The 13,593-nt window shown below is 61.9% G+C and carries 12 protein-coding genes, 1 tRNA gene and 1 pseudogene; 2 read left to right on the top strand and 12 right to left on the bottom strand.

Annotated elements, in window-relative coordinates; genetic code table 11:
- The first annotated feature begins 208 nt into the window (after nucleotides 1-208).
- Together TK06_RS14005 and TK06_RS14000 are read left to right on the top strand one after the other, a co-directional pair.
- Nucleotides 209-403, top strand: coding sequence for a hypothetical protein (locus tag TK06_RS14005; RefSeq protein WP_063322557.1), 195 nt, complete (start codon nucleotides 209-211; stop codon nucleotides 401-403).
- Between the two features lie 130 nt (nucleotides 404-533).
- Nucleotides 534-719, top strand: a complete 186-nt coding sequence (locus tag TK06_RS14000) for a hypothetical protein (protein WP_063322556.1) — start codon at nucleotides 534-536, stop codon at nucleotides 717-719.
- Nucleotides 720-829: 110 nt separating this feature from the next.
- Here TK06_RS14000 and TK06_RS13995 read toward each other — a convergent pair whose 3' ends face one another.
- The 12 genes and pseudogenes from TK06_RS13995 to TK06_RS13940 all read right to left on the bottom strand — a co-directional run bounded on the left by TK06_RS13995 (nucleotide 830) and on the right by TK06_RS13940 (nucleotide 13,581).
- Nucleotides 830-1,411: a hypothetical protein gene (locus tag TK06_RS13995; RefSeq protein WP_063322555.1), complete on the bottom strand. Its 582-nt coding sequence runs from the start codon at nucleotides 1,409-1,411 to the stop codon at nucleotides 830-832.
- A 140-nt stretch (nucleotides 1,412-1,551) separates the two neighbouring features.
- A tRNA-Gly gene (locus TK06_RS13990) sits at nucleotides 1,552-1,625 on the bottom strand.
- Between the two features lie 162 nt (nucleotides 1,626-1,787).
- Entirely contained in the window at nucleotides 1,788-2,672 is an 885-nt protein-coding gene (locus tag TK06_RS13985; protein WP_063322554.1) for an alpha/beta fold hydrolase, read from the bottom strand.
- Between the two features lie 308 nt (nucleotides 2,673-2,980).
- Entirely contained in the window at nucleotides 2,981-3,673 is a 693-nt protein-coding gene (locus TK06_RS13980; RefSeq protein WP_063322553.1) for a pseudouridine synthase, read from the bottom strand.
- A 35-nt stretch (nucleotides 3,674-3,708) separates the two neighbouring features.
- The gene (locus tag TK06_RS13975) at nucleotides 3,709-3,927 is read right to left on the bottom strand and encodes a cysteine-rich CWC family protein (protein ID WP_063322552.1); all 219 of its coding nucleotides are present in this window, start codon (nucleotides 3,925-3,927) and stop codon (nucleotides 3,709-3,711) included.
- Nucleotides 3,920-4,537, bottom strand: a pseudogene (locus tag TK06_RS13970) (GGDEF domain-containing protein); the annotation flags it as partial. The pseudogene TK06_RS13970 and the gene TK06_RS13975, both read right to left, overlap by 8 nt.
- 344 nt (nucleotides 4,538-4,881) lie before the next feature.
- The gene (gene atzF / locus TK06_RS13965; protein ID WP_063322550.1) at nucleotides 4,882-6,660 is read right to left on the bottom strand and encodes an allophanate hydrolase; all 1,779 of its coding nucleotides are present in this window, start codon (nucleotides 6,658-6,660) and stop codon (nucleotides 4,882-4,884) included.
- Nucleotides 6,661-6,682: 22 nt separating this feature from the next.
- Nucleotides 6,683-10,363, bottom strand: coding sequence for an urea carboxylase (gene uca / locus TK06_RS13960; protein WP_063322549.1), 3,681 nt, complete (start codon nucleotides 10,361-10,363; stop codon nucleotides 6,683-6,685).
- A 226-nt stretch (nucleotides 10,364-10,589) separates the two neighbouring features.
- On the bottom strand, nucleotides 10,590-11,231 hold the full coding sequence (locus TK06_RS13955) for an urea amidolyase associated protein UAAP2 (protein ID WP_063322548.1): 642 nt from the start codon (nucleotides 11,229-11,231) through the stop codon (nucleotides 10,590-10,592).
- An 11-nt stretch (nucleotides 11,232-11,242) separates the two neighbouring features.
- A complete protein-coding gene (locus TK06_RS13950; protein WP_063322547.1) occupies nucleotides 11,243-11,968 on the bottom strand; it encodes an urea amidolyase associated protein UAAP1 in 726 nt (241 codons plus the stop codon).
- Between the two features lie 12 nt (nucleotides 11,969-11,980).
- Nucleotides 11,981-12,769, bottom strand: coding sequence for an ABC transporter ATP-binding protein (locus tag TK06_RS13945; protein ID WP_063322546.1), 789 nt, complete (start codon nucleotides 12,767-12,769; stop codon nucleotides 11,981-11,983).
- Complete coding sequence (locus TK06_RS13940; protein WP_063322545.1) at nucleotides 12,766-13,581, bottom strand: ABC transporter permease; 816 nt, start codon at nucleotides 13,579-13,581, stop codon at nucleotides 12,766-12,768. The genes TK06_RS13945 and TK06_RS13940 overlap by 4 nt, the downstream gene beginning before the upstream one ends.
- Nucleotides 13,582-13,593: the final 12 nt, after the last annotated feature.

Raw genomic sequence — 13,593 nt, 5'->3', positions numbered from 1 at the left:
GTAAAGTATGCGCACCCCCTACGCAATTCTCGGATTCGGCCTACAAATTAAGCGAGAGCCGCCCGCTATCCACAACTGCGCAGATAGGAAATAGTGCTCCGCAGACGGACTACACGGTTGGCAACGAGCCATTGATGTCCGACAGATTTTTCCGGCTTCGCAGAAAACGACGCTTAATGCGGCGGCTCAAACCTTGGAAGGATGATCAATGCTTCAGAACGACCGCGATAATTTAGAACTCGATAAACTATTGATCGAAACCCGAAAGCTGTTGGCTGAGACTCGCAAACTTACGGCCGAGGAAACGAAGCTGAAGCACGAGGCCTTCTGGTATCCATACGCAGTAGGGGCAGGGGTTGCGACTGCCCTTGTCGCCGTTGCGGGTTTTGGGATTAAAATTTGAACGCTGGTTCGCCACAATGCGCCAATACCCACCCTACATTACTGGTACTTGAGCTTTGCAAGCATACGGCTCACATTGCTCGAAATGGTTCAGACTCAGCACGACCCGCGACCTCGGAGGAGAAAGAAACATGCCTACACCTCGTAGTTACCAAGCAAGCATCGAGCAATTGCATCAAGAGGTAGAGGCGTTAGCTGAAGAGATGAGACGCCCGGCCCCGGCCACATTCCGCGTTACGTTTTTGCCGTTCAGCATCGGTGCCGCGTTCGCCCTGACCCTGTTTGCCGTCGTCGCTTTTGTCGCAAGGCATGTTTGATTTTCTGTCCACTTTTCGGCACAGCCCAGTCCGGTTTGGTCAGCACCCTTACCGCCTACCAGTTCCCCTCTTGGTGAGGGCGCGGTGAAATTTTCGCCATGAGCGCTCATTCATGCTCTTGGCGTACTGCTCTTCAAAGCGCCTGCTGCGCAACGCCTCGCAATAGCCTTCAGCATGCGCCGACGGATAAGCCCGCTGACCGGGCGAATCAAATACCAATACGACGTAAAACTTCGCAACGCATCCGCGTCGAGGCAATGCACCCGTGTCTGCGTGGTGACCCTCGTCAGCCCCGATCGCAGCAACTGGCAGCTGAAACTGATGACCAGCTTCACATTCCCCGGCTCATTGAATAGCTCGAACGCTTCGGCATCCGCGACAACGACTTGGCCGTAGTCAGCTTTCCACAGCTTGCCGGCGAGTCCGTAAGCGACCTCTACGTCGCCGTTGCGCTGAAGCAATGTGAAATTATCAATGCCGAATGAAGCGCGTTGATCAGCGCCTGGATGCGGAGATCGACCCAGCAGGCGCATGGGGAGTTCGCGAAGCTTGATTGCATACCGAAAGAAACGGTCGTCTTCGGGGCGGTGGTCGAGGATTGCCGCCATGGCACGGGAAGGGTCTACGGGGATGTCCACGGTATGCAATTCACTGAACTGATACGTAGGCAGATATGAGTCAATCAGGTGCATCCTTGCTCTCCTTCATAGGTACTCGGTGTGAACCTCAGGGCGCAAATCCCACAAAATTCCAGACCAAAAAAAACCGGCCACCAAGAGCCGGTTTTTTTATCCTTCGCCAAAAAACACACAGCGCAGGACCAGAATTCGATTGGAGCGGGTGAAGGGAATCGAACCCTCGTTATCAGCTTGGGAAGCTGGAGTAATGCCATTATACGACACCCGCTCAGAGCGGCTGACTTTGTACCAGATGTGGCCGAGGATTTGAAGTTTTTCTTTACGTACGGTGAGGTCACCCGTCTACGCAAGCCTCAAACCAGAGCGGTCGTTCGCGGGCAAGCCCCGTTGCCAGAAGCGTAGGGCGGGGCTTGCTCGCGAGGACTCGGTTTCAGATAGCCAGTGCATGGTAGTCCTGCACGTAGTTGTAGCGTGGTCGACTTTCGTGGTGGGCCGGTTTCAGGAAGTCCAACAGGGCGTTGCGGCTGTCGCGGCAGGCGGCCTTGTGTTCCATGTCCAGGAAGTGCCCGGTGGCTTGCAGTGTGCTGAAGCTGCTGTACTGCACATGATCGGCAAAAAGCCTGGCGTCGTCGGCCGCGGTGTATTCGTCCCATTCGCCGTTCAGGAACAGCACCGGCACGTTGATTTTTTTCGCCGCGTTGACGTAGCACAACTGGTCGCTGTGAAGCACATCGCTGATGTGGAAGTGCATCTGCCCGTATTCGTGCTCGGCCAGGCTGCTGACGTGGCGATAGTTGAAACGCTTGAACAACGGCGGCAAGTGTTTGCCGATGGTGCTGTTGACCAAGTGTCCGACACGGTCGCCGTCCAGGCTGCTCAGGTAATCCACGCCGCGCTCCAGGTAGTCACGCATCGGCGCATTGAGTACCGGTGAGAACGAGCTGATCACGGCTTTTTCGATGCGCCGTGGGCGCTGGGCCAGGGCGGTCAGCGTGGCGGCGCCGCCCCAGGAAAACGACAGCACGTGCTCGGCGGCGAAGTGGTCGATCAGTTCCAGGAGGATCTGGCCTTCGACCTCTTTCGTCAGCATGGTCTCATGCCTGTTGTGGGCTTTGGACTTGCCCGCGTAGGGTTGGTCGTACAGCACAACATTGAATTGCGGGTAGAGGTTTTTGGCGGTCTGTGCAAACGACGCGGTGGTGGCCATTGAGCCGTTGACCAGGATGATGGTCTTTTGTGCGGCGTCTGCGCGATAGAACTCCGTGTAAACCCGATACTGACCCTGTATATCCAGCACAGCGATTTCTGGCCTCATGTCATAAGACTCCTGGCAAGCGGGTATGCGCGCAATGAGATTGCACGGGCAATGTGACAGGTAGGCATACGCCTGGAAGATAAGGCCCATGTCGATCCAAAAAAGGTCGACGGGTGTTGTTATAGGCGGGCAGTTCGCCGGCGGGACAAGGCGGAACCTGAGGGTTCCAGCCGGCAAAAAGTTTCTTGGAAGTATGTTGTGACTCATCGGTCACATTTCGGCCGACGGTTTGATTCAAGCAGGGGGGCGACCGTTGCGCAAGTACCTATCGGAAAATTGTTCGACACTTCTGCCCGACGGTCATCGACTCAAATCAGACGGATCTCTTCAGGTGTCAAGGCGCGGTAGTGACCGGGCTCGAGGTTGGCGTCCAGCAGCAGTGGCCCCATGCGTTCACGGTGCAGGCGCAGCACCTTGTTATCGAAGTGGCCGAACATGCGCTTGACCTGGTGATAGCGCCCTTCGACGATGCTCAGTCGCGCTGATTTCGGCCCCAGCAACGTCAGCTCAGCGGGCTGAGTGGTGAGGTCTTCGAAGGCGAAGTACAAGCCGTGGGCGAAGGTGGTGGCGTATTCGGCGGTGATGGTTTGCTCGGTTTCGACGTAGTAGACCTTGGGCAATTTGGTCTGCGGCTGGGTCAGGCGCCGCGACCAGCTGCCATCGTTGGTGATCAGCATCAGGCCGGTGGTGTTGAAGTCCAGGCGTCCGGCGATGTGCAGGTCGTCCTTGTCTGGCTCGTCCAACCAGTCGAGGACGGTGGGGTGTTGCGGATCGCGAGTGGCGCTCACGCAGCCGGGTGGTTTGTGCAGCATGAAGTAGCGCGCCGGTCGGCCCGCTTGCAGCACGTCGTCGCCGACCTCGACACGGCTGAACTCCCGCACTTGCGCATGGGGATCGCTGACGATCTGCCCATCGATCCGCACCCGACGCTCCACCAGCAACAGTCGAACCTGTTGGCGATTGAAGCGCGGCAGATTACTGAGGAAGCGGTCAACACGCATGGGCAATTCGGGCAGGAGAACGGAGGGCGCGCATTTTACGCGATCGGCCGGGGCTTGGCTTGCAACTGGTCTTGGACCTGGGCGCAGCGCGGGCACAGGCAGGATTGATCGCGCAGTTCGGCCGGTAAGGCCTCCAGCACGGACGGATCGATACTCACGCCATAACACCAGCAGGCCCGGTCGACGGTTATCGGATTGGCCAGGGTGCAGTCGTTGACGCCGCCGCAGGCCGGGCAAAGATCGGGTTTATTCATAACTGGAATGAGGCATTTCCACGCAGATTCGGTTGCACCCGGTCTGCCGGGCGCGTTGCAGCGCATGATCGGTCCGCAACAGCAGCGTGTGCAAGACATCTTCGTCTTGCAGGGTGGTGAGGCCGATGCTGACGGTCACCAACAGCTGTTTGCCACTGCAGAAGTAGCGTTGTGTTTCGATGCGTTGACGAATTTTCTCGGCGATTTTCAGACCGGTCTGTCCATCGATGTCCTTGAGCAGGACGACAAAGGCTTCAGTGCTCCAGCGACACACGATGTCCGAATGCCGCAGGTTTTGTGTCAGGTCGCGGGCGAACCCGGCCAGCAGTTGATCGGTGGCGACATGACCATGGGTGGTGTCCAACCGCTTGAAATCGTCCAGTTCCATCAGCAGCGCAGTCAAGGGTTTGGGTTCGCGCTGGGCTTCATGGAGGGCTTGCACGGCCAGCAGATCGAAGCCACGGCGGTTCGGCAGTTCGGTCAGGCTGTCGAGGGTGGCCTGGGCGTCGATGCGTTGTTGGTAGCTGTTGATCAACCGATAAAGGATTGCCAGGACAGCCAGCGTCACGAGTATGCCGATCAACAGGTTCAGATACAGTGTCTTGAGGATGTTATCGCGTACCGAGGCATGGGCTGCGTAATAGCCCAGCAAGGCAATGATCAGGAATCCGGTACCCAGCAGCGCCACCACGGCCAGGAGCGGCTTGCGCTGGGAATACAACGGCGAACGGAGCGACATGGCGATTCCCTTGGCGCAGACCCAATGACGTCAGTTTAGTGGCCTTGTGGGAAAAGACAGTCGAATTTGCAGGTTTGCAAGATTGTGGCGAGGGGATTTATCCCCGTTGGGCTGCGCAGCAGCCCCAATACCTGACAGCGCGGTGTATCAGACAGAGTGCATTGGGGCCGCTTCGCAGCCCAGCGGGGATAAATCCCCTCGCCACAGGGCACTGTTTACTCAAGGGTAGTTAGATAAGCCCGCCATCCCCCCAGATGGCTGATGTCCTGCGCGCCCTCCAAACCATAGGCCTCGCAAATGAATCCGCTTTCCCAGCGCCCATCGGCCAGTTGCACCTTGCCCAGCCCCAACGGTGCGGGGATGCCGGTCAGGAACGAACCCAGTTCGCTGCTCGGCAGCTCCCAGACTTCCACCTCGATCGCCACGCCGCCCTCGCTGACCCGAAGCATGCCGGGGCGCAGGGGCGGGCCGCCGGCCAAGGCATGGAGACGGTAGTCCGGCGAGCTTTGGGTGGCCTCGATCAGTCGCGCGCCGCGTTGCTTGAGTTGCCAGTTCAGCGCCAACCCGTCCAGGTGTGCACCACACACCACCAGCCGCGCCCGGTCGTGGCGCGCCGGGTTGGCGGGCGCTGGCAAAGCCGTGTCCTGTTGACGCTGCAAGGCATCGGCCACGCTCAAGAGGTATTGATCGGTGAACGCTCGACCGAACAGCGTCACGCCCCAAGGCAAGCCGTTGGCCATGAATGCGCTGGGCACGGCGACGGCGGCGTAGTCCAGCAGGTTCATGAAATTGGTGTAGTACCCCAGCTCCGAGTTGCGCTGCACCGGTTCGGCGGTCAGTTCGGCGAGGGTCACCGGTCGGCCGATGGTCGGTGTGAGTACGCAATCAAGCGCCTCCATGGCCCGGTCGCATTGGGCTTTGAGCGTTTGCAAACGGTAGCGGGCACGGAAGGTTTGTACACCATCCACCGTAGGCGCTTTCGCCAATACGGCACGGATGACGGGCAGTACGGCGTCGGGCTCGCGCTCCATCAATGGGCCGGCAACGCTGTAGCGTTCGGCCACCCACGGGCCTTCATAAAGCAGCCGTGCGGCTTCCAGGAACGGCGACAGGTCCAGTTCCACGGCTTCGCCGCCCAGGCGTTCGAGTCGCTCGATGGCATCCAGAAACAGTTGCGGACCTTCAGGACAGCCGAAAAACTCCAAGTCTTGCTGGCGCGGCACACCGAAGCGAAAGCGCCGGGGCACGCCGAACGCAGAGCCGTCGTTCCACTGCGGGTTGTGGCGGCTGTAGTCGTCACTAGGGTCTGGATGGGCCGTCAGCGCCAACAGCTGGCTGGCTTCCTTGGCCGTCGCCGTGAAGGTCGTGACGCAGTCCAGCGTGCGACAGGCCGGGACCACGCCCGCCGTGGAGATCAGCCCCAGGGTGGCTTTCAATCCCACCAGGTTGTTCAACGCTGCGGGCACCCGACCGGAGCCGGCGGTGTCGGTGCCCAAGGCAAAGCTCGCCACGCCCAGGGCCACGGCCAGCGATGAGCCGGCGCTCGAACCGCCTGCCGGGTAGTCGGGCAGCACGCTGTTGCGGCAGGCGCCGTAGGGCGAGCGAGTGCCATTGAGCCCGGTGGCGAATTGGTCGAGGTTGGTCTTGCCCAGGGGGATCGCGCCCAGTGCCAGCAACTGTTCGACGATGGTGGCCGAACGTGGCGGTACGTAGGCAAACGAAGGGCAGGCGGCAGTGGTGGGAATGCCGGCTAGGTCGATGTTGTCCTTGATGGCAAAAGGTACGCCGTACAGCGGCAGGCTCTCCAGGTCGCGGCCTTCCAGCGCGGCCAGGTAGGGTTCCAGTTCCTCGGCCGTCAGCAGGTGGATGAACAGGTGATAGTCCGGGTTCAGCGCCGCGGCTTTTTCCCGCAGCTCCAACAGCAATGTCCGAGGCGTCAGTTCGCCGCTGCGGTAGGCATTGCGCAGGTCGTCCAAGCGAAGAGAGAAGTTCATGGGGTTAATCCTTTGATTGAGTTCAGTCACGTTCCAGCACCACGACGCGCTGTCCGGCGCGCACCGCCGAACCGGGCTGCACGCGCACCTCGCGTACCACGCCGGCCACGGGTGCCAGCACCGGGATTTCCATCTTCATCGACTCCAGGATGACCAGCACATCGCCAGCGGCGACCCGAGCGCCAACCTCCACCTGGACCTGCCAGAGGTTACCGGCGATGTGGCTGTCGACACTCAGTTGACCGTCAGTCAGCGGCGAATCCTCGCTCGGGGCGATGGCCGGCTCTTCACTGTCGAAGTGCGCCTGGCCACTGGCGATCCAACGCTCGCGCTCGGCCTCGAAGGCGCGTTGTTGCTGGTGACGGAACGCAGCGATGCTGTCAGCCTCCTGCGCCAGGAAACGCTGGTATTCAGCGAGATTGAGCTGACTGTGCTCGATCGCCAGGTCGAAGCGGCCCAGGGGGAAGTCCCGACGGATGCGCAGCAGTTCATCGGCGCTGACCGGGTAGAAGCGGATCTGGTCGAAAAACCGCAGCAGCCACGGCTTGCCGTCGAAGGCGGCGACGTCCCGATAACGATTCCACATCTGCAACGTGCGCCCGACGAACTGATAGCCGCCCGGGCCTTCCATGCCGTACACGCACATATAGGCGCCGCCAATGCCTACCGAGTTTTCCGCGGTCCAGGTGCGGGCCGGGTTGTATTTGGTGGTTACCAGGCGATGGCGCGGGTCGAGCGGCGTGGCGACCGGCGCGCCGAGGTAGACGTCCCCCAGACCCATCACCAGGTAGCTGGCATCGAACACGGTGCGTTGCACCTCATCGAGGTTGGGCAGGTCGTTGATGCGCCGGATGAACTCCAGGTTGCTCGGGCACCAGGGCGCGTCCTTGCGCACCGTGGTCATGTATTTTTCGATGGCGAGTTGGCAAGCCGGATCGTCCCAGGACAATGGCAGATGGACGATGCGCGACGGCACTTGCAGGTCTTGCGCGGCGCACACGGCGTCCCATTCCCCGGCGACGATGGACAGTAGATCGGCCAGGGGTAATTGCTCGGGTTGGTAGTGCACTTGCAGCGAGCGAATGCCCGGCGTCAGGTCGATCACGCCGGGCAGGTGTTTGTGTTCCAACGCTTGCATCAAGGCGTGGGCGCGAAAGCGCAGCACCAGGTCCAGTTCGGGGGCGCCGATTTCCAGCAGCAGGTGGGTGTCGCCAGATAGCCTTGCCACCAGGCGGGTATCGTCCTGGCCGATATCCAATACCACAGGCGACCCCCATTTCTGTGTGCACCCAGAACCTGTGGCGAGCGAGCTTGCTCGCGCTGGGTCGCGAAGCGGCCCCAACTCTTTATCGGTAGGACCATTGTCTGGCGAGTGCTGCGCATTCGAGCGGGAGCAAGCTCCCTCGCCACAAGGGATGTGTGTCGCCAGTGAGCGGGCGGTCGATATATCCACCGGCACGAATCGCACCTTGTCCCCTGCCTTGAGTTGCCCCAACTGCCAGAGGTCCGCTTCGATCACCGTCACCGGGCAGACGAAACCGCCCAGGCTCGGGCCGTCGGGGCCGAGGATGACGGGCATGTCGCCGGTGAAGTCCACGGCGCCGATGGCGTAGGGGTTGTCATGGATATTGGAAGGGTGCAGCCCGGCCTCGCCGCCGTCGGCGCGGACCCACTCGGGTTTCGGCCCGATCAGGCGCACGCCGGTGCGGCTGGAGTTGAAGTGCACTTCCCAGGCCGTGTCGAAGAAGGTCTGGATGTAGCGCTCGGTGAAATATTCGGGCGCGCCGTGGGGGCCGTAGATCACGCGGATCTGGCGCACGCTCGGCAGTTCCAGGATCGGTGCGCTGGTTGGCGGCAGTGTCGTGTGCTCATCCAGCGGTGTCAGGTGCAACACGTCGCCGGTACACAACGCTCGTCCGCCGTGGCCGCCAAACTGGCCGAGGGTGAAGGTGCTTTTACTGCCCAGGTAATCCGGCACTTGCACGCCGCCTTGCAGGCACAGGTAACTGCGTGCCCCGGCGCCAGAGATATTGCCGATCGCGAGGGTGGCGCCGGCAGCAATCGACAACGGTGTATTCATCGGCACCGCTTCACCGTCGAGCGTGAGGGCAATCACCGCACCGGTCACCGTCACTCGGGCGGCGCAGTTAAAACGCAGCAGCGGCCCGTTCATGGTGATTTCCAATGCCGCCGCACCTTCTTCGTTGCCCAAGAGGCGATTGCCCAGGCGCAACGAACGGCTGTCCATCGGCCCTGACGGCGGTACACCCACGGCCCAATAACCGAGGCGGCCGGGATAGTCCTGGACGCTGGTCTGGGTGCCTGGGCTGAGCACTTCGACGGTGTTGGCTCGATAGACCAACGCCTCCAGGCAGCGGGTCCAGGGCTGGCCGCTGGCAAACGGTGTGTCGAGGAGAATTTGTTGCAGGTATTGGCGGTTGGTCTCGACGCCGTACAGCAGGCTTTCATCCAGTGCTTGATAAAGGCCCAGGCGCGCTTGCTCGCGGGTCGGCGCCCAGCGAATGACCTTGGCGATCATCGGGTCGAAGTAGGGCGGGATCTGGCAACCGGCCTCGACCCAGGTGTCGATGCGCAGTGCTTTGCCGTCGGCCTGGGGAAATTTCACGGCGGTCAGCAGCCCTGGGCTTGGCTGGAAATCCCGGCCTGGGTCCTCGGCATACAGGCGCGCCTGTATCGCGTGGCCCTCGGCTTTCAAACCTTGGCCCAGCTCGTTCAGTGGCGGTAAATCACCGGCCGCCAATTGCACCATCCAGCGCACCAGGTCCACGCCCCAGACCTGCTCGGTGACGCCATGCTCCACTTGCAGGCGGGTGTTCACTTCCAGGAAATAGAAGCGCCCCGCGTCGCTGTCGAACACGAACTCCACAGTGCCGGCGCTGCGGTAGTTCACGGCCTGGGCCAGTTGGATCGCCGCTGCGCAGAGTTCGTCGGCCATGCCCTCGGGCAGGTTCGGCGCCGGGGTTTCCTCGAGGACTTTCTGGTTGCGCCGTTGCACCGAGCAGTCGCGCACGCCCAGGGCGATCACCTGGCCCTGGCCGTCGCCGAACACCTGTACCTCCAGATGCCGTGCGCGTTCGATGTACTTCTCGATGAACACTCCGGCATCGCTGAAGTTGTTCTGGCCCAGGCGCTTCACAGCTTCGAAGGATTCGCTCAGCTCAGCGGCGCTGCGACACACGCGCATGCCGATTCCGCCGCCGCCGGCGGTGCTTTTGAGCATCACTGGATAACCGATCCGGGTTGCGGCCAACAGTGCGGCGTCGAGGCTGTCGAGCAGTTCGGTGCCTTCGAGCAGCGGCACGCCGTGTTGCCGAGCTAGATCGCGGGCGGTGTGCTTGAGGCCAAACACACGCAGTTGCTCTGGCGTCGGACCGATGAAGGCAATACCGGCCGCTTCGCAGGCTTCGGCGAAGGCTGCGTTTTCCGAGAGAAAGCCGTAGCCGGGATGGATCGCGGTCGCGCCACTGCCTTTGGCAATCGCCAAAAGCTTGTCCACCGCCAGGTAAGTACCGGCCGCCGCGCCTTCGCCCAGGCAGTGGGCTTCGTCGGCCTGGAGGATATGCAAGCTGGCGGCGTCGGCTTGGGAATACACCGCGACACCTTGGACCTTCAGTTCGCGCAGGGTCCGCAAGATGCGGCAGGCGATGGCGCCACGGTTGGCAATCAGGATTTTTTCGAACATGGCATTACCCCTCAGGCATGCAGGTCTGCCTGAATTGGGATGCGGGCCGTCCCGCAGTTTTCGATGGCCGCCGGGGTCGTCCCAGGTGGCGAAATTTCCAAACATCACTGCGCCCCTTGTGGGAGCGAGCTTGCTCGCTCCCACAAGGGATCAGGGCGTTATTTGATGCACTGCCCCGACCGGCTCTGGCACAACGCGAACAGCCAGCGCCGCAGGCGGGTGAGTTTCAGTTCCATATCAAAAGCTCCGCAGGCGTGGGGTTGTAGGCGTTGCACGGGTTGTTCAGTTGCGGGCAGTTGGAGATCAACACGATCACGTCCATCTCGGCCCGCAGGTCGACGTATTTGCCTGGCGCCGAGATCCCGTCTTCGAAGGTCAGGCCGCCATCGGCGGTGACCGGCACGTTCATGAAAAAGTTGATGTTCGGCCCGATATCGCCCTTGCCCAGGCGACCGTCGTGGGCACAGGCCCGCAGGTAGTTGTCACGGCAGCTGTGCATGTAGCGTTTTTCCAGGGCGTAGCGCACGGTGTTGCTTTCCTGGGCGCAGGCGCCGCCGAGGGTGTCGTGGCGCCCGCACGTGTCTTCGACGATGGTCAGCATCGGGTGGCCGAGGTTGGAATAGAGCACGCTGCCGGTGCTCAAATAAACGCTGTTTTGTCGACGCAGGGTGCGCTGCACGTCGTAGCGTTCCTTGGGATTGGCCAGGCTGTAGAACAGCGTATCGACCGCTTGGTTGCCTTCCAGGTCGAGGATGCGCAGGGTCTGGCCCTTCTTGACCTCCACCAGCCAGGGTTCCCCGGCGGGAATCGTGGCACGGTAGACGGCGGTGTCGGGTTGCTTGTGTGCGGTGGCGATGGCGTGTGACATGGCAGCGATCCTCAGGCGAACAGGCGGTCGGTGTTGATGAAGCCGCGCTGGTTTTCCGGGCGCGAAAGGCGGCAGTGCTCGGCGACGCTGGCATCGGCATTCATCCAGCTGAGCTTGAGCGGTTGCGGGGCGTATTGCGGGTTCGGGTCCATCGGGTGTTGCAGCGCGGTCAGCACCACCAGGGTGTCCATCGGCGCGTACAACTCGATGTAGTCGCCGGTCAGGGAATTGCCCTCGACGAAGTGAAAGTTTCCGGCCTCATCGACATCGACCCGGCTGAACAGGTTGAGGGTCATCAGCAGGTCGGACAGGCCCAGTCCCCATTTGCCCAGTTCCACCAACAGGTTGTCGGTACCGTTGCGAAAGAAGCCGTTACGCAGTTCCTGGTAGCGGCCCTGACCGTATTTTTGCGCGACTTCCTCGGCGCAGAGCACGCCGCCCAGGCTGTCGCTCCAGCCGCAGGTGTCGGCGGTGATGGCCGCCAGCACCCGGCCCATGTCCGAGTAAAGGCAGTGGCCGGCGGTGAGCTTGGCGGTGTGTTGGCATTTGAGGCTGTCGGGCAGGTTCAGGCGTTCGGTTTTCTCGTTGGCATTGAGTAGCGTGAGGCTCACGTTGGCCCCGCCACGCAGGTCGGTCAGGCGCAGCAGTTGGCCGCGCTTGAGCACGAAGGAGCGGTGGCCGCCACCGGGCAGCAATTCTTCGGCGAAGGGCGTAAACAAGTGGGTCGAGTCGGTCATGAAAAACTCCGTTCAAGCAATACGCAACGTGCCGGCCAGTTCGGCGGGCAGGGCGTCGACGGCGGCACGGGCGGTGCGGCGGTCGCTGTTCAATGGGATGTCGTAGGTGATGCGTGCGCCATAGGCGCCGGGGGCGTGGGGATCGACGCGGACCTTGTCGAACACCAACAGGCGTGTGCCGAGGCTGAAACCTTCGGACAGGTCGTGGGTGACCATGAACACCGTCAGCCGGGTTTCGCGCCACAGCTCCAGCAACAAGGCGTGCATGTCTTTGCGAATGCCGGGGTCGAGGGCGCCGAAGGGCTCGTCCAGCAGCAGGACACGCGGCTTCATGATCAGTGCCTGGGCGATCGCCAGCCGCTGCTGCATACCCCCGGACAGTTGCGCCGGGTATTTATCCAGCGCATGGCCGAGGCCGACTTTGTCCAGTAGTTGTGCGGCTTCTTCGCGGGCCTGGCGCTTGGCGCTGCCGAACAGCCGCCCCAAAAGTGCTGAGCGCGGCAACTCCAGGCCCAGGGTCACGTTGTCCAGCACGCTCAGGTGCGGGAACACCGAATAACGCTGGAACACCACGCCCCGGCTGGCATCCGGCTCGCCGGCCAAGGGTTCGCCATCGAGGAGAATCTGTCCGCGGCTGGCGCGCTCCTGGCCCAGCAGCAACCGCAGGAAGGTCGACTTGCCACAACCCGACGCGCCCACCAGGGTGCAGAACTCCCCTTCGGCGACCCTCAGGTTCAAGCGCTCGAGCACCACCTGATCGGCGTACTGCTGCCAGACGTTGTTCACCGTAATGAAACTCATGCCTTCGCCCCTTCATACCAAGGGAACGCTTGCCGGGTCAGGCGCTTGAGGCACCAGTCCATCAGCCAGGCGAGTAGGGTGATCCACACCACGTACGGCAAGATCACGTCCATCGCCAGGTAACGCCGCACCAGGAAAATCCGATAGCCCAGCCCATCGGTGGAGGCGATGGCTTCGGCGGCGATCAGAAACAGCCAGGCCGAACCTAGCATCAGCCGCAGGGAAATCAGCAAGCGCGGCAGCAATTGCGGCAGCACCACCCGCAGCATCAGCGTCCAGGTCGAAGCGCCGAGGGTCTGGGCCTTGATCAGCAGTTCGGGCGGAATTTCCCGGGCGCGCTGTTCCAGGTCCCGGGCCAGGCACGGTGTGATGCCAATGACGATCAGCATCACTTTCGACAATTCTCCCAGGCCGAAGACGATGAACAGGATCGGCAGGATGGCCAGCGGCGGCACCATCGACACCACGGTGAGCAACGGCGATAACGGCGCGCCCAACAGCGGCAACGTGCCGGCGGCAATGCCCAGGCACAGTCCGGCCAGGGCGCTGATGCCCAGGCCGATGGCCAAGCGGCGCAGGCTCGAGGCGGTGTCTTGCCAGAGCAAGTAATCGCCACTGCGGGCGTCGGCGGTGAAGGCCAGGCGTTTCACCGCATCGGTCATTTGCACGGCGCTGGGCAGCAGCTTGTCGTTGGGGTTGTCCGTCAACCGTTCGGCCGAGCCCATGAAGTAGGCGAACAACACCAGCGCGAAGGGCAGGATCACCAGCAATAAACGGCTGGGGCGATCCGGATAGCGGTTGATCAGGCGCATGCCAGGTCCTCC

Source organism: Pseudomonas fluorescens, assembly GCF_001623525.1.
GTDB classification, from domain to species: Bacteria; Pseudomonadota; Gammaproteobacteria; order Pseudomonadales; family Pseudomonadaceae; genus Aquipseudomonas; species Aquipseudomonas fluorescens_Q.
The sequence above is the reverse complement of the archived record's forward strand: the minus strand, read 5'-3'. Positions and strand labels throughout refer to the sequence as shown.